The sequence below is a fragment of the Kitasatospora sp. NPDC048286 genome (assembly GCF_043201735.1).
In the GTDB taxonomy this organism is placed as follows: Bacteria; Actinomycetota; Actinomycetes; order Streptomycetales; family Streptomycetaceae; genus Kitasatospora.
Genome location: NZ_JBICZE010000006.1, coordinates 245,206 through 265,397, shown reverse-complemented (window position 1 = coordinate 265,397; position 20,192 = coordinate 245,206). Strand labels below are relative to the sequence as shown.

The following is a 20,192-nucleotide window of genomic DNA, read 5'->3' as shown; positions in this document are numbered from 1 at the left end:
CCGCGGTCAGCACGTCGTCAACATCGGACGGGACGGAGATCGACCGCGATCGGCGGCTGTCGAGCTCACAACACCGTGTGATGGATCGCGGTGATCGTCGCTGCGGCATCGAAGCCGAGCACCGGATCGGGCCGGTCGGAGAGCAGGCTGGCGTAGAGCGGGCGGTAGTGGGCGACCTTTCGCGCGGTCCGGCCATCGTTACCGAAGGAAGCCAGCAACTCGCCTTCCCGGGCGGCGAACCCGGTCATGGCGGTGTGGTCGATCCAGACCTCGACACCGGAACGGCCGAGCACCAGGTTGCTCTCCTTGCTGCTGGAGCCGGTGAGCCAGCTGCTGCGCAAACGGGCCGAGCCGATCTCGCCCCGGGACCGGAATCCCACGGTGCACCAGGCACTCGCGCCGCCGTCCATCTCCCGGGCGGAGGTGAGTCCGGTGAGTTCCACGAAGCGGGTGAGCATGCTGAGCTGGTTCACCCCGGAGTCCGTCCAGCTGGAGACGTACGAGGCGAAGGCTTCCGCTTCTCGCAGGACATAGGGGTCGTAGAAGGCGGAGGTGATCGTCGTGACCGGCCCCCACTCGGGGTGCGCGGCGATCAGCTCTGCCGCCCAGTCGACCTCCGGTGAGAAGGCGAAGTGGTGAGCGGTGAACACGCGGCCGCACACGTCGGCCTTGCCGTCCAGGTCACGCAACGCCGCGAGGGCTCCGCGATCATGCACGAGCGGCTTCTCCACCAGTACCCGGCCTGTGGAGCGGAGCAGGGTGAGCTCCGTCAGCTCGGCGTGCGTCTCCGTCGGGGTGGCGATGACCACCAGATCCGGCCGGTGCTCGTCGAGCGCACGGGCGAGGTCGCCGTAGTGGGGCGGCTTCCGGCCTCGGAACTCCACGGACGCCGCGGGTCGGGGATCGACTGTGAAGTCCAGCTGCACGTCCGGCCGTTCGGCAAGAACGGCGAGGTGGGTCTCGGCGATGATGCCGACCCCGACCAAGCCGACGCGTACCGGCTCGATGCGTACCGGGTTGGTCATGAACACTCTTCCCCTCGTCCGATCCGGCGCCGCACCTCAGGGCTCCGGTGCCTCATCGGCGCGCGGCTACCTGCGCCCACCGGCCCAACGATACGGCCGGGCCGTCGACCCACTCGACCCGCGGTTCGTGCTCCAGCGCCGCCTGGATCCCGTCGATCCAACTGGTCACGATCGGGACCCAGTAGGTGTTGCCACCTGACCGACGGGTTCGCGCGTCGAGCTCGGCCCGGGTGCGGCGGGCGCCGTCGTCGTCGCCGTCGAGGACTCGGAACAGGACCTGAGCCACGTCGGCCAGGTTGTGACCCCCGCGGTACCCGATGCCGTCCGCCAGCCGCCGGGTGCCCTCGATCGCCTGCACAGCGGCCCCGTCATCACCGGCCAACGCGTGAGCGACCGACTCGGCGGAGCGGACCTTGACCAGTTCGACGGGGTTGGGCGCCAGGTCAAGCAGGTCCCGCGCGGGCCGCCGCATCCGACAGCGCTGCCGTGTCGCCGGACCAGCACCCGGTCTGCGCCAGGTTGGCCAGCGCCTTCGCCTCCGCGGCAGCCAGGCCCTCGCGTCGGGCCAGGGAGATTGCCTCGCCGTACGCGGTACTCACTTCGTCGAAGCGGGCGATGACTCGCCAGATGTGTCCGATCAACCGGAGTCGCTCGCCCCCGTCCTCCGGCCCTCGGCTGCGCTGTTCCCGCAGTGAACCCAGGGCGCTTGCGAACCGCCCGTTGAGGTAGTCGAAGTCGCAGAGCCAGTACCGGGCCGCCGCATCGAACTCGCCCCCCGCCAGGGCACGGTAGATCTCGGCCGCCTCGGTGTAGTCGCCGTGGTTGCGCAACGCGTGAGCGAGGTGGATCCGCACCAGCTGTGCCGTCGGACTGCCCGACGGTAGGCCCTCCCCCGCGGCGCCGAGCACGTCGACCGTCTGTGCGGCCTGGCCCGTACGACGCAGCTGCACACCGCGCTGCGTTTCGGCTACGAAGGAGAGACCGAGCCCCCTCTGCTTGCACCCCTATCCGAAGACCTGTTGCGACGCCGCTGATCTTTGGCGGCCTCAGCGCTCGCGCCCCCGGGCCTTCAGTGGCACGTCAGGCAGCTCCGGGGCGGGCAGCCGGTCGCCGGCGTAGCCGTGGACCTCGCCGAAGCGGTCGCCGGCCGTCCAGTCGGCGCGGGCCCGGGCGATGTCCTCGGTGGTGCGGCCGATGAAGTTCCACCACATGACGATCTTCTCGTCGAAGGGCTCGCCGCCGAGGAGGAGGACGGCCGCGTCGGCGTCGGCCCGCAGGGGGAGGTCGGGGCGGCCGCAGCCGAGGTAGAGCATGGAGCCGGGCTCGACCGGGACGCCGTCGGCGTCGACCCGGCCGGACATGGCGAGGACGGCGTACTCGAAGTCGGGGACGAGCGGGAGGCGGAGGTCCGTGCCCCCGGCGAGGGCGAGGTCGGCGCCGACCAGCGGGGTGTGGGTGGTGCCCGGTGAGGTGGCGGTGTCGAGGGTACCGAGGATGACGGTGGCGCGCAGGCCCGGGGCGGTGACCACGGGCAGGTCGGGGTGGTGCTCGAAGGTGGGGGCGACGTGCCGGCCGGTCTCCGGGAGGGCGACCCAGAGCTGGGCGCCGTGCAGGTGGCGGGCGTGCGGGCGGGGGGACTCCTCGGAGTGCGAGATCGCCCGGCCGGAGGTCATCAGGCCCAGTTCGTACGGCCGGACGGTCTGGAGGCTGCCGAGGCTGTCACGGTGCAGCACCTCGCCCTGATGGAGCCAGCTGACCGTCTGGAGGCCCATGTGGGGGTGCGGCGGGACCTGCATGCCGGGCTCGTCCGCGATGTCGTCGGGGCCGTAATGGTCGACGAAGCACCAGGCCCCGACCATCCGGCGGCCGAGGTTGGGCAGCAGGCGGCGGACCGCCGTGCTTCCACCGAGCGGACACTGACGGGCCGTCGGCAGATCCTTCATCGGTCCGGTACCGGCCTCGCGGCCGCAGGCGGTCGGGGTGGGCTGGAGGTCGAGGTTGCTCATCGCGGTTCCACCACCGTACGAGGAGGGCCGGGCGGAGAGGAGTGCGTCGTCACCGATCATGCGTCACGGTGCGACGGTCCTCCACCCGTGCCCGGCCATCCGGCGGCTTCCCGCCCGCGAAGGGCGCGGCACCGCCGGACGGCCGCAGGCTCAGTGCCCGCAGGCCCACCAGGCTTCTGCCGACGCCTTGTCGGCGCGCTCCCGCAGGTTGCGCACCGCCGCGGCCGGGTCCTCGGCCCCGTACACCGCCGAGCCGGCCACGAACACGTCCGCGCCGGCCTCCGCGCAGCGCTCGATCGTGCTCGCCGCGACGCCGCCGTCCACCTGGAGCCACAGTTCGAGGTCGTGCTTGGCGATCAGCTCCCGGGTGCGGCGGATCTTCGGCAGCATGATGTCCAGGAAGGCCTGGCCGCCGAAGCCGGGCTCGACGGTCATGATCAGCACCATGTCGAGCTCGGGCAGCAGGTCCTCGTACGGCTCGATCGGGGTGCCCGGCTTGAGTGCCATCGAGGCGCGGGCGCCCTTGGCGCGGATCTCGCGGGCGAGCCGGACGGGCGCGGCGGCGGCCTCGACGTGGAAGGTGACCGAGCCGGCGCCGGCCTCGACGTACTGCGGGGCCCAGCGGTCCGGGTCCTCGATCATCAGGTGGAGGTCGAGCGGGATGTCGGTGGCGCGGGCGAGGGACTCGACCACCGGGACGCCGAGGGTGAGGTTGGGCACGAAGTGGTTGTCCATGACGTCCACGTGCAGCCAGTCGGAACCCCGGACGGCCTCGGCCTCGTCGGCGAGCCGGGCGAAGTCCGCGGACAGGATGCTGGGGTTGATCTGGGCCATGACCGACTACCTTCGTACGAGGGCTTGCGAGGGCTGGGCACCCCCGGAGCGGGCACCTCGCCCCATCATCCCGCGCCGCACCGCCCCCGACCGCACACGGCGACCTTCACGTGACCGTCATCACACCCCTCGCGGGGTTACCGGGGCCGTCGCCGTGGTCATCAGCCCTGGAACGGGCCACGACCCGCCGCGGCTCCCGCCGGGCCGTCCCGACCAGCCGAGCGCCCCGGCCCACCCGGGGGCTCCGTCCGAGGAAGGTCCCCGATGACCGATCTCGTCCACCCCGCCCGCGCGCTGTGGTGGCTCTTCGAGCCGGTGCACGCCGTCACCTACTTCCTGCCCGAGGGCCGCACCGCCTTCGAGGAGGCCGGTCTGCACGGCCGCCTGCACGGCTACTTCGGCACCCGCGCGGCCCCGCTCGGCGCGGTGGACGCCCCGCCGGTGACCGCCGCGTTCTTCAACTTCGCCCCGGCGATGGTCGAACGCGCCCTGCCGGAGGTGTGGGGCCACGCGAGCCCGGAGGAGGCGCTCACCGCCCGGCTGAAGGCCTCGGCGGCGATCCTGGGCCGGCTGCTGGAGCACGTGGACCGGGAGCAGGTCGAGCTGGTCGCCGAGACCCTGGAGCAGGCCGCCGCCCGGCTGGACTGCGCCGGCCGGGTGCTGGCCGCCGCCAACGCCGCGCTCCCCCGCCCGAGCGGCCTGTACGAGCGGCTCTGGCAGGCCGCCACCGTGATGCGCGAGCACCGCGGCGACGGCCACGTGGCCGCGCTGGTGACGGCCGGACTGGACGGCTGCGAGGCCCTGGTGGTCCGCTGCGCGATGGACATGCGGCGCGAGATGATCCAGCCGCTGCGCGGGTGGACCGACACCGAGTGGGAGGCGGCCGCCGAGCGCCTGGTCGAGCGCGGCTGGCTGACCACCGAGGGGACGGTCACCGAACTCGGCCGGACCCGCCACCAGGCCCTGGAGGCCGCCACCGACCTGGCCGCCGCCCGGGTCTGGAACGACTACCCGCGCGCCGAACTCGACCGGCTGGCGGCGGCGTTGAAGCCGATCTCGGCGCTCTGTCGCGGCGAGCTGCCGATCAACCCGATGGGACTGCCGGACAACCAGTGACGACCGGCCCGCGCGATCAGGGCGCGACCGACGCCTGGAGCGGGTCCCGGAGCCGACCCTGGGGCGAGGGCCCGGGCGGGCCGAGCACGATCCCCCGCCCGGCGTAGAACCGGCCGAACGACCGCCACGGCACGCGCGCGAAGGCCTGCGACTCCCCCGGGAACCCGGAGGGGTTGTGGACCAGCAGCGCCGTGTCCGTGGCGCCCACCGCCAGCACCAGGTGCCCGCCGCGCCGCACCGGCTCGGGCCCGTACGGCTCCCGGATCGACGGGTGCACCGAGACCATCACCAGCGCGCCGCCGGCCACCTCGGCCGACACCTCCCCTGGCGTCAACTCCCTTGCCTGCGCGACCAGTCCCCAGCGCTGCCGGACGTACGCGGCGAACGGCGCGTGGATCAGCCCGTGCAGGCTGTCGCCGTCCCGGAGGTACGCGCCGGCCGCCAGGCACTCGCCCGCGAGCGCCACCGCCGCCGGGGCCATGCCCCACCAGTGCGCCAGCGCCATCCGCAGACAGGCCACTCCGCACAGCCGCCAGGACCACCACGCGTACTCCTCCGCGGTGGCCGCACCGGACTGCCCCCAGCGCGGGTCGGCGGACGCGTCCAGCCGCCCGTCGACGATCTCCCGCACCAGATCCGCCGACTCCCACTGCGCGTGGTACGGCACCTCGTGCACCACCCGCACCGACCGCGCCGGCGCCTGCGGCCGCGCGTCGCCCCGATCCACCATCCCCCGACGCTCTCACGGCCCGGCGGCCGGGCGACCCGCGACACTCCCGGGGCCGCCGGACTCGGGCCCCGGACTCGGGCCCTGGACTCAGACGCCGGACTCAGGCCCCGGAACAGGCACCGGCTGCGACTGCGGCTCCGACTCCGACTGCGGCTCCGGCTGCGACTCCGGCTCCGGTGTCGGCGCCGACACCGGCTCCCGGTAGGCCAGCCGCTGCGCCGCGTGCCGCCCGCGCGCCTCCACCGGCAGCGAGCCGGTGGCGCCGGCCAGGCCGAAGAGCGGCATGTCGAGGTAGATCGACTCGTACCCGCCCGGCGGCGCGATGTACGTCTCGTGCCAGATCCCGACGTGCCCGCGCACCTTGCCGTCCCGCAGCTTGCGGTTGGCGATGCCCCACACGGTGTGGTGGAAGCCGTCCGGCGCGTGCGCGTAGCCGTACAGCTTCTCCTTCGACTCCCAGTACTGGACGACGTAGTAGGTGCGCGGCGAGGCGGTCAGCAGGACGCGGCCGCGCAGGCCGCGCTCGGGGGCGCGGCGCAACTCGTACAGCATCCGGAGCATCGCGAACATCACCGGGCCCCAGTGGTGCACGGCCCAGAACCGGTTGATCCGCATGCCGATCAGCAGCACCACGGTGTCGCCGGTGGCGGCCGCCGTGGTGATGCCCCGCTGTGGTTTGGCGAACAAGGCCAACTGTTCCTCCCCCATCCCCTTGTCCATGTAAGCGGTGACTACACCAGCGCCGGACGCCCCGGTCAAGGCTCGCCGACCTCACAATTCGGCTACCACGCTGGGCAGTTGGCACTCGCCACCGCCGATGGTGCCGAACCCGGGCCGTCCCCTCCGGACGCACCGGGGCCCCGGCCCCCGCGAAGGGCAGGGGCCGGGGCCGGCCTGGTGCGGCGGCCTACCAGGCGTAGTCCTCCGGGGCGGGCTTGTGGCCCGGGAAGAGTTCGTCGAGGCGGTCGAGGGTCTTCTGGTCGAGCTCGAGGTCGAGCGCGCCGATGGCGGCGTCGAGGTGGGCCGGGGTGCGGGGGCCGACGATCGGGGCGGTGACGGCGGGGCGGGAGAGGAGCCAGGCGAGGGCGAGGGCGGCGGGGTCGGCGCCGAGTTCGTCGGCGAAGTCCTCGTAGGCCTGGATGCGGTCGCGGTGCTTGGCGAGGAGTTCACTGGCGTACGGCATGGCGCTGCGGTCGCGGGTGCCCTCGCGCTCCTTGCGCAGGACGCCGCCGAGCAGGCCGCTGCGCAGCGGGGACCACGGGATCAGCCCGAGGCCGTAGTGCTGCAGGGCGGGGATGACCTCGAGCTCGATCGCGCGGTCGAGCAGGTTGTAGAGGGACTGCTCGCTGACCAGGCCGAGGAAGTTCCGGGAGCGGGCGGCCTCCTGGGCCTGGGCGATGTGCCAGCCGGCGAAGTTGCTGGAGCCGACGTAGATGATCTTGCCCTGGGCGACCAGGACCTCCATCGCCTGCCAGATCTCCTCCCAGGGCGTGGCCCGGTCGATGTGGTGCATCTGGTACAGGTCGATGTGGTCGGTCTGGAGGCGGCGCAGACTGGCCTCGACGGCCTTGCGGATGGCGAGCGCGGAGAGCCTGCCCTCGTTGGGCCAGTCGCTCATGTCGGCGTAGGCCTTGGTGGCGAGGACGGTGCGCTCGCGGCGGCCGCCGCCCTTGGCGAACCAGCGGCCGATGATCTCCTCCGTGCGGCCCCGCAGCCGGCCCTCGCTGTCGCGGCCGTAACTGTTGGCGGTGTCGAAGAAGTTGATGCCGCGCTCGTGGGCGGTGTCCATGAGGCGGTGGGCCTCGGCTTCCTCGGTGTGGGGGCCGAAGTTCATGGTGCCGAGGCAGAGGCGGGAGACGGTCAGGCCGGTGCGGCCGAGGTGGGTGTACTCCATGGCGCCCACCTTCCGTCGCACCGACCCCGCTGTCCAGCACATTTCACCGGACGCGGCGGATCACCGCCCACGGATGGATCACCGCCCGTGGGTGGCGAACTTCCTTACGGCGAGCGGCATGCAGGCCGCGAGCAGCACGGCGCTCCAGAGCAGCGCGGCGAGGACGGCATGCTGGGTCGGCCAGGCGGTGCCGGCCGCCGAGGGGTTGCCGAACAGCTCCCGGCAGGCCTGGACGACGGAGCTGACCGGGTTCCAGTCGGCGAGGAACCGCAGCCAGCCGGGCATGCCACCGGTCGGCACGTAGGCGTTGGTGACCATCGCCAGCGGGAAGACCGCGACGGACAGCTGGCCGGCCGCCTCCTCCTTGCCGACGGCCAGTCCGAGCAGCGTGCCGACCCAGGTCATCACGAAGCGGAAGAGCAGCAGCAGGGCGAACGCCCCCACCGCGTCGGCGAGTCCGTGCCGGGCGCGCCAGCCGGCGGCGAGCCCGACCCCGGCCAGCAGCGCCAGGACGACCACGCTGACCAGCAGGTCGGCGAGGGTCTGTCCGAGCAGCAGTCCGGTGCGGGAGACGGGCATGGAGCGCAGCCGGTCGGTGACCCCGCGCCCGACGTCGCGGGCGGCGCCGACCATGGTGGGCATGATGCCGTTGGTGGCCACCATGGCGAACAGGCCGGGCATCAGGAACTCCCGGTAGTCGCCGCCCCCCGGCACCTGCATGGCGCTGCCGAAGACGTAGCCGAAGACCACCACCATCACCACCGGGACACCCAGCGAGGCGGCCAACAGCCCGGGCGAGTGGCGGTAGTTGAGCAGGACGCGGAGCATCGAGGTCCAGGTACCGGAGGCGAGCCGACCGACGGCGGACGGTCGCGTGACGGACGGCCGCGCCGCGGCGGCGTACCCGGCGGCCATCAGGCGGCCCTCCCGGCGTCCGCGGACTCCCGGGTTCCCGCGGACTCCTGGGCGTCCGCGGACTCCTGGGTGAGCGCGAGGAACACGTCGTCCAGCGAGGGCGTGCGCACCGCGACGTCCTCGGCGACGACCCCGGCGCCGTCCAACTCCCGTACCAGCGAGGGCAGCAGGACGGACACTCCGGGCATCGTCAGCACCGTGACGGTCCGCTCGGCGACGTCCACCCGCGCGTCGCCACCGGTCATCGAGGACAACACCACGGCGGTGGCCGCGAGTTGCGCCGGGTCGGCCAGGGTGACGGCGACCTGGCTGCCGATCGCGGCCTTGAGCCGGTCGGGCGGGCCGGTGGCGATGGCGGCGCCGTGGTCGACCACCACGATGTCGTCGGCGAGCCGGTCGGCCTCCTCCAGGTACTGGGTGGTGAGCAGCACGGTGGTGCCGCCGTCCGCCAACTCCTTGACGGTGTCCCAGATCGCCTGCCGGCTGCGCGGGTCGAGTCCGGTGGTGGGCTCGTCCAGGAAGAGCACGGACGGGCTGGTGACCAGGCTGGCGACGAGGTCGAGGCGTCGGCGCATGCCGCCGGAGTAGGTGCGCACGAGCCGGTCGGCGGCGTCGGCGAGGTCGAAGCGGGTGAGCAGTTCGTCGGCGCGCTCCCGGGCCCGGCGGGCACCGAGGTGGTGCAGCCGGCCGAACAGCCGGAGGTTGTCGCGGCCGGTGACGCCCTCGTCGACGGCGGCGTGCTGCCCGGCGAGGCCGATGACGCGCCGGACGTCCTCGGCGGCGCGGACGACGTCGTGTCCGGCGACCCTGGCGGTACCGCGGTCGGGGGCGACCAGGGTGGCGAGGACGCGCACGGCGGTGGTCTTGCCGGCGCCGTTGGGGCCGAGCAGGCCGCAGACGGTGCCGGCCGGGACGGTGAGGTCGAGGCCGCGCAGGGCCTCGGTGGTACCGAAGCGTTTCGCCACGCCCGCCATCTCGATGGCGGGTCGGGTGGTGTCGGACATGGCTCTGCCCTTCTCTAGGTACAGCGTACGTAGAAGCGTGCGCGGGCGCCACCCTACTACGTACGCCGTACGTATCTAAGATGGGAAACCGAGGTGATCTTCCAGTGCCGTCCAGCGAGTCCACGCCGTCCAGCAGCCCCGCACCGTCGAGCGGCCCCGCGCCATCGAGCAGGCCCACGCCCCCCGAAGCCCCCGAGGTGATCTGGCTGCGCCCCGAGCGCACCGGCCGCGGCCCGCGCCCGGCCCACAGCCGGGACTCGATCGCCGCCGCGGCCATCGGGATCGCCGACGCCGAGGGCCTGGACGCGGTCTCCATGCGGCGGGTCGCGGCGGCGCTCGGCGCGGGCACCATGTCGCTCTACAACTACGTGCCGAAGAAGGAGCACCTGCTCGACCTGATGCTCGACGCGGTCGCCGCCGAGTACCGGTTCCCACCCGCGCCGAGCGGTGACGTCCGGGCCGACCTCGCCGACCTCGCCCATCAGCAGCTCGGCATCTGCCGCCGCCACCCCTGGCTGCCGGCACTGCTGCTGGCCCGCCCCGGCATCGGCCCCAACGCCCTGCGCTACACCGACCACTTCCTCGCCATCACCGCCCCCACCGACCTCGACGGGGGCTCCCGGCTGGAGGCGATGGCCCTGTTCAACGGCTTCATCGGCCAGTTCGCACAGTACGAGCAGACGGCGGCCGCGGGCGCCAAGTGGCAGGCCGAGCTGGCCGGTTACCTCGGCCAGGCGGCCGCGAGCGGCGAATACCCGCACCTGGCGCAGGCCTTCGCCACCGCGGGCCCGCCCGCCGACCCGGACCGGGCGTTCGAGCGCGCCCTGGCCCGGGTGATCGCCGCCATCCTGACGCCGACGAACGACAACTGACGCTCAATCAATCAGCGAGGCCCTCCCCGGGGGGACGCGACCCCATCGCCCTGACGCTGGCCCTCCCCGGAGAGCGCGGCCCCATCACCATGACGCTCCGTCAGCTCGCGAGGTCCTCCCTGGGGAGCAGCCCCGCCACCCGGCCGTCCACCAGCACCAGCACCGCCGGCCGCCCGCCCGTCAGCGCCGCCCGCGCCTCGGCCGCCGACTGCCCGACGCCGACCGTCGGCAGCGCCGGGCCGAGCAGCGCGCCCAGCGGGTCGCCCGACTTGGCCGCGCCGTCGGCGAGCGCCGCCGTCAGCACCTCCCGGGACACCGAGCCGACCACCTCGGTCGCGCTCACCCCGAACGGGCGCTCAGCCCGCGCCAGCACCGCCGGGGCGACGCCGCCCGGTGCCTCCCGCAGCGCCTCCACCGCCTCTCCGACGGTCGCGTCGGCGTCGACCGTCACCAGCGGGCGGGCGGCCTCCAGCAGCGGCCGCAGCCCGTCCGCGTCCTCCAGGAAGCCCCACCCCCGCATCCAGGCGTCACTGTGCACCTTGGACAGGTAGGAGCGCCCCGAGTCCGGCAGCAGCACGACCACCAGGTCGTCCGGGCCCAGTTCCCGCGCCACCCGCAGCGCGGCCGCCACCGCCGTCCCGGAGGACGGCCCGGCCAGGAGGCCCTCCTCGCGCGCGAGCCGGCGCGCCGTCAGTAGGGACTCGCGGTCCGGGATCCGCTCGTAGGAGTCGACCACCTCCGACCGGTAGGCCTGCGGCCAGCGGTCCTCGACGGTCTCCGGGTGCAGGTAGTGCCCGATGCTCTCGACGTACCACGGGCTGCCGTCCCCGCCCCCGTAGGAGGAGGACTCCGGGTCCGCGCCGACCACCGTCACCGAGCCGCCGGACACCTCCTTCAGGTGGGCGCCCGTCCCCGTGATGGTGCCGCCGGTGCCGACCCCCGCGACGAAGTGGGTCACCCGGCCGCCGGTCTGCTCCCAGATCTCGGGACCGGTGGTCCGGACATGGGCGTCGGGGTTGGCCAGGTTGTCGTACTGGTTGGCGAGCCAGGCCCCGGGGATCTCCTCGGTCAGCCGCTCCATCACCTTGAACAGGTGCTTCGGGTCCTCCTGCGGCACCGCCGTCGGGGCGAGCACCACCTCCGCGCCGTACGCCCGCAGGATGTCCGCCTTCTCGGGCGCCGCCTTGTCCGCCACCCCGGCGATCACCCGGTACCCGCGCTGCCGGCCGACGATCGCCAGGCCGATGCCGGTGTTCCCGGAGGTCGCCTCGATGATCGTCCCACCGGGCTTCAGCAGGCCGTCCCGCTCGGCGGCCAGGATCATGGACAGCGCGGCGCGGTCCTTGACGCTGCCGCCGATGTTGAGGAACTCGGCCTTGGCGTAGATCGGCGCGGCGATCCCGGCGCCGAGCCGGGCGAGGCGGAACAGCGGCGTCCCGCCGATCGCGTCCAGGACGGATTCGTGTACTGCGGTCATCATCTGACTCCTTCACTGGTGCTGTCCGCCCGAGCCTGCCCAGCCCGGCGGGTCGGTAGACGGCGGTGACACCCTGCTCATCCGGCCGAAACACGGCCCGAGGAGCGCGGAGGGCGCGAGGAGGCACGTTCACGCCCCTCGGTGCGTGGGCGGCGAGGGGCGTGGGCGGCGAGGGGCGTGGCGCTCGCTAGAGTCCCGGCATGACGCGTCTGAAGATCGAGATATCCGTCCCCGAGAGCCACCTCGACCAGGTCGTCGAGGCCCTCCACACGGCCGGTGCGGGCCGGGTCGGCGAGTACGTCCGCTGCACCAGCGTCTGGCGCATCACCGGCAGTTGGCTGCCCTCGCCCGACGCCCGGCCCTACCAGGGCACGGCGGGTGTCGTCCAGACGGCCCCGGAGGTCCGCGTCGAGTCCGTCTGCGACCAGGACCGGGCCGCCGCCGTGCTGCGAGCCGTCCGCGCCGTCCACCCGTACGAGGAGGCGGTGATCAACTTCCTTCCCCTCTTCGAGCCCGTCCTCGACTGAGTCCGCGACCGATCCCGCGACCGATCCCGCGACCGAACTCGCGGCGGCGCCGAGCGCGGCCCCCGGCAGCCGGGCTCACGCGCCCCTATCGCCGCCCCAGCCACGCGGTCAGAGCGGCCCAGAGGCCCCGGCGCTGCGGCGGCTCCGGAGCCGCCTCGGCCACCGGCTCGGCCGGCGGCCGCACCGCCGGGCCCTGGGGCGCGATGCCCTGGGCCCGGGCTGCCGCGAGCCAGGCGGGAACGTCGGCGAGCAGCAGGTCGTACAGGTCCCGGTCGGAGACCTTCCGGGGATCACGCCCCAGGTGGACGAAGCCCGCGTTGTCGATGGGGCGCATCTCCGGAACCGCGAGCCCGGTGAGCTTGCGCAGGAAGTCGAACTGCCGGCTGCCCGGGTCACCGAAGCCGATGAACTGCCAGAAGATCGGCAGCTTCGCCGCCTCGCACAGGCCCACCTCCGCCGCCCTCTTGTTGATCGGCCCGCCGTCCGTCTGGAACAGGACGAGGGCCGGCTCCGTGGAGCCGCTCGCGCGGTAGTGCCGGACCACCGCCTCCATCGCCAGGTGGTAACTGGTCTTGCCCATGTGGCCGAGGCTCGCGACGATCCGGTCGATCCAGCCGTCGTGGTCGGCCAGGGCTATCTCGGCCTGGGCGTCGACCTCGGTGGAGAAGAAGACGACCGGCACGCTCCCGTCGTCGTCCAGGTGGGCGGACAGGCCCAGGACCCGGTCGGCGAGTGCCTGGACGCTGCCGTCCTTGTAATAGGGCCTCATCGAGCCGGAGTAGTCGATCACCAGGTACACCGCGAGGCGCTGACCGCTCAGCCCGCGCCGTTCCACCGAGGCGCCGGCCGTCTTGTAGAGGCTCACCAACGCGGGCGCACTCTGCTCGACCTTGCTCAGACTGACGGCCATGGGCTCGCTCCCTCGCTCACTGCGGCAGCCGGACTGCCGGGGCGCGTGATCGCCAACGCGCTCCGGACACTCTGTGGGGCGAACCCGGACGGCGGCAAGCCCGCGCGCGAGCCGGGCCCGCGCCGACCAGACCCGCACCGGCCGGCCCGCGTCGGCCGGGAGCGCCGCTCACCAACCGCCGGGGTACCGCGAGAGCCAGTCGGCGTGCCGCTCCTTCAGCCGGTCGCGCTCCTCCGCCGTGGTCAGGTAGACGTCCGCGCCGCCGTCGTACGGGTGGTAGAGCCGCCGCATGCCGGTGTCGGTGACGATCACCCCGCCCTCCCGCTCGTCGGCGACCCGGCGCAGCAGCCGGTCCAGCTCGCCGCGCCGCCACCGGTGCCGCTCCACGAACACGTGGCAGTAGGTGCGGAACTCCGGCGCCGGGTCGTCCGCCTGGAGCCACGTGCGCCAGTGCTTCGCGTCCCGGCGCATCCGGGGCACGCTCGTCCGGCCGCTCCACCGCGGTGTGAGGACGTACACCTCGGAACCGGCGAACAGCTCGTCCAGCACGGTGTTGTGGCGCTCCAGGACGATCGCGTACTCGCGCTCGTCGTCGGGGTACCGCTTGGACTCCGGCAGGCTGTGGAAGCGCACCCAGACGTCCCGCGTCCGGGTGCCGATCTCGTACCCGACGGGCTCCACGCCGGGCCACCGCCGCTCCCAGAGCGCCGTCAGTTCCTCGCGGTCCACCCGGTTCCTGCCCCGTTCCACCGGGCGAGTCTGCCACATCCGCCCCAGCGGCCCCGGCCTGGTGAAATCCCCTCGTCACGGCCGCCCGGCTCCCGTAGCGTGGTTCGGTCGATCTTGAGGACAGAACGGGGCACCACACCATGCAGCAGCACCACGGCTGGGCCGACGAGCGCTTCGGCGCCGTCGCGGACGTCTTCGCCGCCAACTTCGCCGAGTTCCCCGAACTGGGCGCCGCCGTCACCGTGTTCGCGGGTGGCCGGAAGGTGGTCGAGCTGTGGGGCGGCACGGCCGACGACCGCACCGGCCGGGCCTGGACCCAGGACACCGTCGTCCCGGTGTTCTCCTGCGCCAAGGGCCCGGTGAGCATCTGCGCGCACCTGCTCGCCCAGCAGGGCCGGCTCGACCTGGACGCGCCGGTCGCCCGCTACTGGCCGGAGTTCGCCCGCCACGGCAAGGAGGCCGTCACCACCCGGATGATCCTCGGCCACCGCGCCGGCCTCCCGGCGCTGGACGCGGTGCTCTCCTTCGAGGAGGTCGCCGCCTGGGATCCGGTGATCCGGGCGGTCGAGGCGCAGCAGCCGCTCTGGGAGCCGGGCACGACCCACGAGTACCACGGCCACGTGTTCGGCTTCGCGGTCGGCGAGGTGATCCGCCGGATCACCGGGCTGACGCCGGGCGCGTTCCTGCGCAAGGAGATCGCCGAGCCGCTCGGACTGCCCGTCTGGATCGGCCTGCCGGAGAGCGAACTCCCGCGTCTGGCCCGGCTGGTGGAGGCCGAGGGTCGTCGCCCGATGCCCGGGCCCGAGCACCTGCTCACCCGGATCGTCACCATGAACGGCGCGCTGGTCTTCCCCGGCCTGGACGTGCCGCACGGCTGGAACGACCCGGCCCTGCACGCGATCGAGCTGCCCGGCGCGGGCGCCGTCGCCTCCGCCACCGGACTGGCGGGCCTCTACGCGGCGGCGGCCACCGGCCTGGACGGCTCGCCCCGCCTGCTCGCGCACGACACCGTGACCGACGCGGTGCGCGAAGTCTCCTCCGGCGCGGGCTTCCTGGGCTTCGACATGGGTGCCCGCTGGGGCTCCGGCCTGCTGCTCGACTCCCCCGCCTTCCGCCCGCTGCTCGGGGCGCGCAGCTTCGGCAACGACGGCGCCGGCGGCCAGTTCGCCTTCGGGGACGACGAGTTCGGCGTCGGCTTCGGCTACGTCGCCAACCGGATGATCGGTCACGGCGACGCCCGGGCGAACCGCCTGATCGAGGCGGTGCGCGGGTGCCTGGGCTGACCGGCTTCCTCCCGCTCGTCACCGGTCTGGCCACCACCGGCGGCCTCGGCGAGCTGCGCTACGGCGCCTCGCTGCCCGAACTCGCCGCCCGCTACGGCGATCCGTGGGACGGCGGTGGCATCCACCGCGGCGACCGCTGGCCGCACGCCTTCGGCTGGGGCGACGTCCAGACGGTGTTCTGCCGCTGCCGCCGGCTCCGCTCGCTGTCCCTGCCGGTCTGGCACGGCGAGCTCGACCTCCCGCTGCCGGACGGCGGTTCGGTGACGCTCGACACCCACGTCGGCGAGGCCGACCTGATGGCGGCGCTGACCGCCACCGGCCACGGCTGGCGGACGGTGACGTACGAGAACCTCCCGGGCCAGCGGATCCTGGAGTTCTCGCCGGCCGAGGAGGTCCGGGTGGAGCTGGTGCTCACCGACCGCGACGGCTACGACCAGCCGCCGCTTCCGGAGTGGGTGCTGCACAAGGCGGTGCTGTGGGGCTTCGAGCACGTCGACTGCCCCGAGCCGGACCGCTCGCTCCCCGACGACGGCTGGGGCGCCGCCGGACGGTAGAGCCGGTCCTCGAACTGGCGGCTAGCCGGCCTTCGGGCTCGCGACGGCGGGCCGCTCCTCGGGCTCGCGGCGGCGGGCCGTTCCGTCCCCTGTGCGGAACGGCCCGCCGTCCGAGTGCCCGCTACTTCAGCAGGAAGTCGTACACCGCCTGCCGTCCGGCCGGGTTCGCCGCCCGGGTCTGCACGGAGTGCGCCGCCCCCGGGACGATCACGATCCGCGGGTCGTGCGTCAGCTCCGCCTGCTGGTAGAGCCACTCGTTGGGCGTGGAGAGGTCCCGGTCGCCACCGAGCAGCAGCACCGGCACGTTCGGCAGCTTGCGGTGCGCCGGCGGGGTCGGCGGCACCGGCTCGCGCGGCCAGTCCAGGCAGACCAGTTGGCTGCCGAGCCCGGTCGCCGTCGCCGGGTCGTACGGCCAGGTCTGCTCGGCCGTCAGCCGCTGCCGGGTGCGCTCCAGCGCGGCCGCCCGCCCCTCGACCGGGGTGTCCGTGGTGCCCCACGGGAAGTGCGAGTCGGCGCAGACGGTGGCGGCGTGCAGGCCCTGGCTGAGCGCCTCGGCCGGGGCGGCGTCGCCCTGGTGGACGGCCTCGACGAAGGCCTGGAGCTTGGCCGGCTGCCCGGCGGCGGCCTCGTGCAGCGCCTCGGGGACCCCACCGTAGTTCGGGTCGGTGAACTCGTAGCTGGTGAGGGCGTCCAGGATCCGCGCCCCGTCGCCGTACCGCCGCACGACGGCGGCGAGGTCGGCGGCCGGGTCGGTGGTGCAGCCGGTGGCCTGGCAGGCGGCCCCCAGGACCCGGGCGGTGGCGGGCAGCGCGGCCAGGTCGAGGGGGTCGTACCCCTGCTGCGGCACCACCGAGTCGAGCACCAGCCGGGCCACGTGCGCGGGGTGGGCGAGCGCGTACCGCTCGGCGACGAGGGTGCCGTAGGAGACGCCGTCCAGGGTGAGGCGCCGGTCGCCGAGGGCGCGGCGCAGCAGGTCGATGTCGGCGACGGTGTCCGCGGTGCTGTAGAACCGGGCGCCGGGGCCGAGGGCGGCGGCGCAGTCGGCGATCGACTGCCTGCGCGGCACGGCGAGGTCGGAGGATCCCATGTCCTCCTGGAGGCCCGGGCACTGGAGCGCGTGGGCGCCGGTGCCGCGCTGGTCGTACATCACCAGGCGGTAGTCCTTGAGGACGGGCTCCAGCTTGCCGGCGATCCGCTTCATCAGCGGGACGCCGGGCTGGCCGGGGCCCCCGGTGAGGAACAGCAGGTCGCCCTTGGGCGCCGTGGTGTTGCCGGCGACGGCCACCGCGAGGTCGAGGCTGCCGGGGGTGGTGCCGCTGTGGTCGAGCGGGACGGTGAGGGTCCCGCAGGTGAACTCGGGCGCGTTCGGGCAGGGTGCCTGTCCGGCGATGCCGCCGCCGGGGCGGGCCTGGTCAGCCGGGGCGGCGAAGCCGACCGCGGGGGTGGCCAGGGTGGTGCCGGCGACCACCGCGACGGCGCCCAGCAGGGCGGCGACGCGGGCGCGCGTGCTCGTCATGTTCGTCCTTCCGCTCGCACCGCGTCCGGGCTGACGCGGTCACGGAAGTAGCCTGCGCCTCGGGCGACTTCGAACGCGAGCGGTTATCGGTGGATTCGCCCAGGAGCGAATCCCCGGAGCGGAAATGCACACCGATGGAGGACGGAACGGGGCCTCCTCAGCCCAGCGCCCGCGGCAGCACCACCCGCACCCACTCCTCCGGTTGCGCCAGGTGCGGGGCGTGCCCCGCGCCCTCGTACAGATGGCGTTCCGCCTTGGGCAGGGTGAGGTCGATCAGGTCCAGGACCTCGCCGAACATCGGTGGGCTGTCGTCGCTCTGGGTCAGCAGCGCCGGTTCGCCGAACCGGGAGAGCCCGGTGAGGTCGAGGTCCAACGCGTCCGGGTCGCGCAGCTCGTCGAGGTAGGTGGGTGCGTTGCGGACGTACGTGTGCCGCACCGGCGCGGGCAGCTGCTCCCAGGCGCCGGGGCCGAGGGCGAGACTGTCCACGTACAGTTCGGCGGCGGCGGCCGACTCGGCCTGCTCCAGCAGCTCCCGGACGGCGGCGATCCGGTCGGAGAAGTCGGTGCCGATCGGTCGCAGGTCCGGGTCGGCGAGCAGGATGCCGGTGCCCGGCGGCTCGTGCACGGCGATCCCGCGCAGCAGGTCGGGCCGGGCCGCGGCGAGCCGCAGGGTGACCAGCGCGCCGTAGGAGTCGCCGTAGACGAAGGCCGGTGCGAGGCCCAACCCCTGGATCAGCCCGGCCAGGTCGGCCGCGTCCTCGTGCACCGACCCCTGGGTGAGCAGGTCCTCGCTGCGGCTGTGCCCCCGGCGGTCGTAGGCGACCGCGGTGGTGGACTCGGCCAGGCCCGGCAGCACCCGTGCCCAGGAGTCCGCGTCGCTCCAGGAACCGTGCACCAGGACGACGCCGGGGCCCGCGCCGTGGGCCTCGTAGTACAGCGCCACCCCGTTCACCCTGATCTCGGCCATCACGAGCCTCCCGGTCTCGGCGGTGCTCCCCCACCAGCCTGACACAACCGTCCGGAAGGCTCCGGTCCTGCGCCCGCCGCGGTCACCCGGCGTCACCGGCCACCTGGTGCGGCTCCGCACCGCTCCGTACAGCTCCGTACGGCCCCGTGCGGCTGCGGTGCGGCTCCGTACGGCTCCGGTGCGGTGACCACCCGTCGCGTGGCCCCGTCAGCTCATCGCCCGCACCGGCGGCTCGTCCCGCGTCCCGTCCTCCGCGACCACCGTGAACCGCTCCGGGCCGGACACCGACAGGTCCACCGGGTAGAGCGACGCGGTGTCGTTGACGTCCAGCACGGCGCTCTGCCGCCCGGTCGCCGCCTCCACCCTGGTCATCCGGCCCCGGGTCATCGCCCACACCGAGCCGCCGTCCACCACCAGACCTGTCACCTGGTCGTCCAGCCCGGCCGTCCACCGCTTGCCGCCGTCCGTGAGCGAGTACGCCAGCAGCCGTCCGGTGGCGGTCCGGCTCGGGTGCGGGCCGCCGCTGATGCCGATGTCGCCGGGCTTCTCCCCCGGCACGACGAACAGGTCCCCCACGACCACCCCGCCGAACAGCGGGCGGGCGCTGAACTCGTCGAAGGCGTGCAGCCCGCCCAGCATCACGTCCAGGTCGTACTCGTCCCCGGCGACCGGTATCGCCGCCCGCTGCCGGCCGGTCCGGTCGTAGCTGAGCACCGCGTGGGTGCCGCGCTCGGCCTGGGCGTCCACCCAGACCGCGAGCGGGTCGACCGACACCACGGCGAGGTTCTTCAGCCCGCCCGCCACGGGCAGCGCGATCCGCTGCTGCTCCCGGCCGTCCGCCGGGGCCAGCGAGCGCAGCACGGGCGCGGCGTCGCCGCACTGCGCGACGGTGACGGCGTCCGCGGGCCCGCCCGCGACCTGCAGCGGGGTGCAGCCGGGGTCGGCGGCACCGCGCCAGAGGTCCCGGCCGTCCGCCAGCCGTACGGCGCGCCAGCCGGCCTTCTCCTGGAGGAGGGCCTGCTGCCCGGCCACCGCGACCACGTCCGGCGCCGCGTCGTCCCCGTCACGGGCGGGCGCGTCCACGGCGGCGGTCCAGCCCTGCCGCCCGTCGGCGAGGTCGAGGGCGGTGACGGCGGAGCACGGCTTGTCGTGCGGCGCGTGGCCGATCAGGCCGAGGGCGCCGCCGCGGCCCGTCCCGTCGGGCCCGGTGCCCCGGCTCATCGCGCACACCGTGTCCTCCCCGGGCGGGGCCCAGTGCCAGGCGACCGCCCCGGTGGCGCGGCGGTACGCCACCACCAGGTCCGGCCGGACCCGCACCACCAGGTCCCCGCTGGTCCAGCTGCCCACCGCGCGGATCGTGGACGGCCGGTCGAGCGGCGCCTTCCAGGAGTCGTTGAGGCCGTCCCCGGCGAAGCCGACGAAGATCCCGATCCCCAGCAACGCCCCGACGGCGGCCGAGGGGAACCCGGCCCTGGGGTGGATCAGCGCCCAGACGAAGCCCGCGCCGCAGGGCATCAGCCCGAGGATGCTGATGATCCCCATGAACGCGAGGCTGTCGCCGCCGAACCCGTTCGCCGGGCCGAACAGCACCGCCAGGCCCATGCTCGCGAACATCGCCCCCAGTACCCCGCCGGAGACCACCATCCAGGTCTCCTTGTCCCAGGCGAACCTGGCTCTCCACCTCGCCCGGACGACACTGTCCTCGGGCCGAACGGCCATGCCGGTCTCTCCCCTGCGACGCGCCGCCCACCGCGTCGGGGCGACGATCATCGGATCGTCGCAGAGCGCGCCATGATCCTGAACAAAGAGCAGGGAAAACCCAGGTTATGACCG

21 protein-coding genes are annotated in these 20,192 nt (G+C 74.0%); 5 read left to right on the top strand and 16 right to left on the bottom strand.

Features of this window, described 5'->3' with window-relative positions; translation table 11 throughout:
• Positions 1 to 65: 65 nt before the first annotated feature.
• The 5 genes from ACGF13_RS16715 to rpe form a co-directional block, all read right to left on the bottom strand.
• Entirely contained in the window at positions 66 to 1,025 is a 960-nt protein-coding gene (locus ACGF13_RS16715) for a Gfo/Idh/MocA family protein (protein WP_392874923.1), read from the bottom strand.
• 52 nt (positions 1,026 to 1,077) lie between these two features.
• The gene (locus tag ACGF13_RS16710) at positions 1,078 to 1,497 is read right to left on the bottom strand and encodes a hypothetical protein (RefSeq protein ID WP_392874920.1); all 420 of its coding nucleotides are present in this window, start codon (positions 1,495 to 1,497) and stop codon (positions 1,078 to 1,080) included.
• Entirely contained in the window at positions 1,469 to 1,975 is a 507-nt protein-coding gene (locus ACGF13_RS16705; RefSeq protein WP_392874917.1) for a tetratricopeptide repeat protein, read from the bottom strand. The genes ACGF13_RS16710 and ACGF13_RS16705 overlap by 29 nt, the downstream gene beginning before the upstream one ends.
• 96 nt (positions 1,976 to 2,071) lie before the next feature.
• A complete protein-coding gene (locus tag ACGF13_RS16700) occupies positions 2,072 to 3,031 on the bottom strand; it encodes a pirin family protein (RefSeq protein ID WP_392875780.1) in 960 nt (319 codons plus the stop codon).
• A 150-nt stretch (positions 3,032 to 3,181) separates the two neighbouring features.
• A complete protein-coding gene (rpe, locus tag ACGF13_RS16695) occupies positions 3,182 to 3,865 on the bottom strand; it encodes a ribulose-phosphate 3-epimerase (protein ID WP_392874914.1) in 684 nt (227 codons plus the stop codon).
• A 264-nt stretch (positions 3,866 to 4,129) separates the two neighbouring features.
• Between rpe and ACGF13_RS16690 the strand changes: the two genes are divergently transcribed.
• A complete protein-coding gene (locus ACGF13_RS16690) occupies positions 4,130 to 4,981 on the top strand; it encodes a hypothetical protein (RefSeq protein WP_392874911.1) in 852 nt (283 codons plus the stop codon).
• 16 nt (positions 4,982 to 4,997) lie between these two features.
• On the opposite strand, the gene ACGF13_RS16685 is transcribed toward ACGF13_RS16690, so the two are convergent.
• The 5 genes from ACGF13_RS16685 to ACGF13_RS16665 all read right to left on the bottom strand — a co-directional run bounded on the left by ACGF13_RS16685 (position 4,998) and on the right by ACGF13_RS16665 (position 9,524).
• Complete coding sequence (locus ACGF13_RS16685; RefSeq protein ID WP_392874908.1) at positions 4,998 to 5,711, bottom strand: C39 family peptidase; 714 nt, start codon at positions 5,709 to 5,711, stop codon at positions 4,998 to 5,000.
• 87 nt (positions 5,712 to 5,798) lie between these two features.
• Positions 5,799 to 6,398, bottom strand: coding sequence for a monooxygenase family protein (locus ACGF13_RS16680; protein ID WP_392874905.1), 600 nt, complete (start codon positions 6,396 to 6,398; stop codon positions 5,799 to 5,801).
• A gap of 220 nt (positions 6,399 to 6,618) precedes the next feature.
• Positions 6,619 to 7,605, bottom strand: a complete 987-nt coding sequence (locus ACGF13_RS16675) for an aldo/keto reductase (protein ID WP_392874902.1) — start codon at positions 7,603 to 7,605, stop codon at positions 6,619 to 6,621.
• Positions 7,606 to 7,683: 78 nt separating this feature from the next.
• Positions 7,684 to 8,520, bottom strand: a complete 837-nt coding sequence (locus tag ACGF13_RS16670; protein ID WP_392874899.1) for an ABC transporter permease — start codon at positions 8,518 to 8,520, stop codon at positions 7,684 to 7,686.
• Positions 8,520 to 9,524, bottom strand: coding sequence for an ATP-binding cassette domain-containing protein (locus ACGF13_RS16665; RefSeq protein WP_392874896.1), 1,005 nt, complete (start codon positions 9,522 to 9,524; stop codon positions 8,520 to 8,522). Before ACGF13_RS16665 ends, ACGF13_RS16670 begins: the two co-directional genes overlap by 1 nt.
• A 104-nt stretch (positions 9,525 to 9,628) precedes the next feature.
• On the opposite strand from ACGF13_RS16665, the gene ACGF13_RS16660 reads away from it, so the two are divergent.
• Positions 9,629 to 10,396, top strand: a complete 768-nt coding sequence (locus ACGF13_RS16660; RefSeq protein ID WP_392874893.1) for a TetR/AcrR family transcriptional regulator — start codon at positions 9,629 to 9,631, stop codon at positions 10,394 to 10,396.
• A gap of 100 nt (positions 10,397 to 10,496) precedes the next feature.
• On the opposite strand, the gene ACGF13_RS16655 is transcribed toward ACGF13_RS16660, so the two are convergent.
• Positions 10,497 to 11,873, bottom strand: a complete 1,377-nt coding sequence (locus ACGF13_RS16655; protein WP_392874890.1) for a pyridoxal-phosphate dependent enzyme — start codon at positions 11,871 to 11,873, stop codon at positions 10,497 to 10,499.
• A 200-nt stretch (positions 11,874 to 12,073) separates the two neighbouring features.
• Here ACGF13_RS16655 and ACGF13_RS16650 point away from each other — a divergent pair, with 200 nt between their 5' ends.
• Complete coding sequence (locus ACGF13_RS16650) at positions 12,074 to 12,400, top strand: hypothetical protein (RefSeq protein ID WP_392874887.1); 327 nt, start codon at positions 12,074 to 12,076, stop codon at positions 12,398 to 12,400.
• 85 nt (positions 12,401 to 12,485) lie between these two features.
• Here the strand turns inward: ACGF13_RS16650 and ACGF13_RS16645 are convergent, their stop codons facing one another.
• Positions 12,486 to 13,310 carry a VWA domain-containing protein gene (locus ACGF13_RS16645; protein WP_392874884.1) on the bottom strand — a complete coding sequence of 275 codons (825 nt, stop codon included), beginning with the start codon at positions 13,308 to 13,310 and terminating at the stop codon, positions 12,486 to 12,488.
• A gap of 168 nt (positions 13,311 to 13,478) precedes the next feature.
• Positions 13,479 to 14,060, bottom strand: coding sequence for a hypothetical protein (locus tag ACGF13_RS16640; protein ID WP_392874881.1), 582 nt, complete (start codon positions 14,058 to 14,060; stop codon positions 13,479 to 13,481).
• A 119-nt stretch (positions 14,061 to 14,179) separates the two neighbouring features.
• Here ACGF13_RS16640 and ACGF13_RS16635 point away from each other — a divergent pair, with 119 nt between their 5' ends.
• Positions 14,180 to 15,322, top strand: coding sequence for a serine hydrolase domain-containing protein (locus ACGF13_RS16635; protein ID WP_392874878.1), 1,143 nt, complete (start codon positions 14,180 to 14,182; stop codon positions 15,320 to 15,322).
• A complete protein-coding gene (locus ACGF13_RS16630; RefSeq protein ID WP_392874870.1) occupies positions 15,310 to 15,876 on the top strand; it encodes a hypothetical protein in 567 nt (188 codons plus the stop codon). Before ACGF13_RS16635 ends, ACGF13_RS16630 begins: the two co-directional genes overlap by 13 nt.
• A gap of 121 nt (positions 15,877 to 15,997) precedes the next feature.
• Here the strand turns inward: ACGF13_RS16630 and ACGF13_RS16625 are convergent, their stop codons facing one another.
• The 3 genes from ACGF13_RS16625 to ACGF13_RS16615 all read right to left on the bottom strand — a co-directional run bounded on the left by ACGF13_RS16625 (position 15,998) and on the right by ACGF13_RS16615 (position 20,078).
• Positions 15,998 to 17,392 carry an alpha/beta fold hydrolase gene (locus ACGF13_RS16625; protein WP_392874867.1) on the bottom strand — a complete coding sequence of 465 codons (1,395 nt, stop codon included), beginning with the start codon at positions 17,390 to 17,392 and terminating at the stop codon, positions 15,998 to 16,000.
• Positions 17,393 to 17,549: 157 nt separating this feature from the next.
• On the bottom strand, positions 17,550 to 18,359 hold the full coding sequence (locus ACGF13_RS16620; RefSeq protein WP_392874864.1) for an alpha/beta fold hydrolase: 810 nt from the start codon (positions 18,357 to 18,359) through the stop codon (positions 17,550 to 17,552).
• 207 nt (positions 18,360 to 18,566) lie between these two features.
• Positions 18,567 to 20,078: a PQQ-binding-like beta-propeller repeat protein gene (locus ACGF13_RS16615; RefSeq protein ID WP_392874861.1), complete on the bottom strand. Its 1,512-nt coding sequence runs from the start codon at positions 20,076 to 20,078 to the stop codon at positions 18,567 to 18,569.
• Positions 20,079 to 20,192: the final 114 nt, after the last annotated feature.

What these genes read in the sequence shown, in the direction of transcription:
- ACGF13_RS16620 (WP_392874864.1), bottom strand. Translation starts at nt 18,359, where the DNA reads ATGGCCGAGATCAGGGTGAACGGGGTGGCGCTGTACTACGAGGCCCAC.
- ACGF13_RS16690 (WP_392874911.1), top strand. Translation starts at nt 4,130, where the DNA reads ATGACCGATCTCGTCCACCCCGCCCGCGCGCTGTGGTGGCTCTTCGAG.
- ACGF13_RS16615 (WP_392874861.1), bottom strand. Translation starts at nt 20,078, where the DNA reads ATGGCCGTTCGGCCCGAGGACAGTGTCGTCCGGGCGAGGTGGAGAGCC.
- ACGF13_RS16675 (WP_392874902.1), bottom strand. Translation starts at nt 7,605, where the DNA reads ATGGAGTACACCCACCTCGGCCGCACCGGCCTGACCGTCTCCCGCCTC.
- ACGF13_RS16625 (WP_392874867.1), bottom strand. Translation starts at nt 17,392, where the DNA reads ATGACGAGCACGCGCGCCCGCGTCGCCGCCCTGCTGGGCGCCGTCGCG.
- rpe (WP_392874914.1), bottom strand. Translation starts at nt 3,865, where the DNA reads ATGGCCCAGATCAACCCCAGCATCCTGTCCGCGGACTTCGCCCGGCTC.
- ACGF13_RS16670 (WP_392874899.1), bottom strand. Translation starts at nt 8,520, where the DNA reads ATGGCCGCCGGGTACGCCGCCGCGGCGCGGCCGTCCGTCACGCGACCG.
- ACGF13_RS16655 (WP_392874890.1), bottom strand. Translation starts at nt 11,873, where the DNA reads ATGACCGCAGTACACGAATCCGTCCTGGACGCGATCGGCGGGACGCCG.
- ACGF13_RS16710 (WP_392874920.1), bottom strand. Translation starts at nt 1,497, where the DNA reads ATGCGGCGGCCCGCGCGGGACCTGCTTGACCTGGCGCCCAACCCCGTC.
- ACGF13_RS16700 (WP_392875780.1), bottom strand. Translation starts at nt 3,031, where the DNA reads ATGAGCAACCTCGACCTCCAGCCCACCCCGACCGCCTGCGGCCGCGAG.
- ACGF13_RS16635 (WP_392874878.1), top strand. Translation starts at nt 14,180, where the DNA reads ATGCAGCAGCACCACGGCTGGGCCGACGAGCGCTTCGGCGCCGTCGCG.
- ACGF13_RS16650 (WP_392874887.1), top strand. Translation starts at nt 12,074, where the DNA reads ATGACGCGTCTGAAGATCGAGATATCCGTCCCCGAGAGCCACCTCGAC.
- ACGF13_RS16685 (WP_392874908.1), bottom strand. Translation starts at nt 5,711, where the DNA reads ATGGTGGATCGGGGCGACGCGCGGCCGCAGGCGCCGGCGCGGTCGGTG.
- ACGF13_RS16715 (WP_392874923.1), bottom strand. Translation starts at nt 1,025, where the DNA reads ATGACCAACCCGGTACGCATCGAGCCGGTACGCGTCGGCTTGGTCGGG.
- ACGF13_RS16665 (WP_392874896.1), bottom strand. Translation starts at nt 9,524, where the DNA reads ATGTCCGACACCACCCGACCCGCCATCGAGATGGCGGGCGTGGCGAAA.
- ACGF13_RS16645 (WP_392874884.1), bottom strand. Translation starts at nt 13,310, where the DNA reads ATGGCCGTCAGTCTGAGCAAGGTCGAGCAGAGTGCGCCCGCGTTGGTG.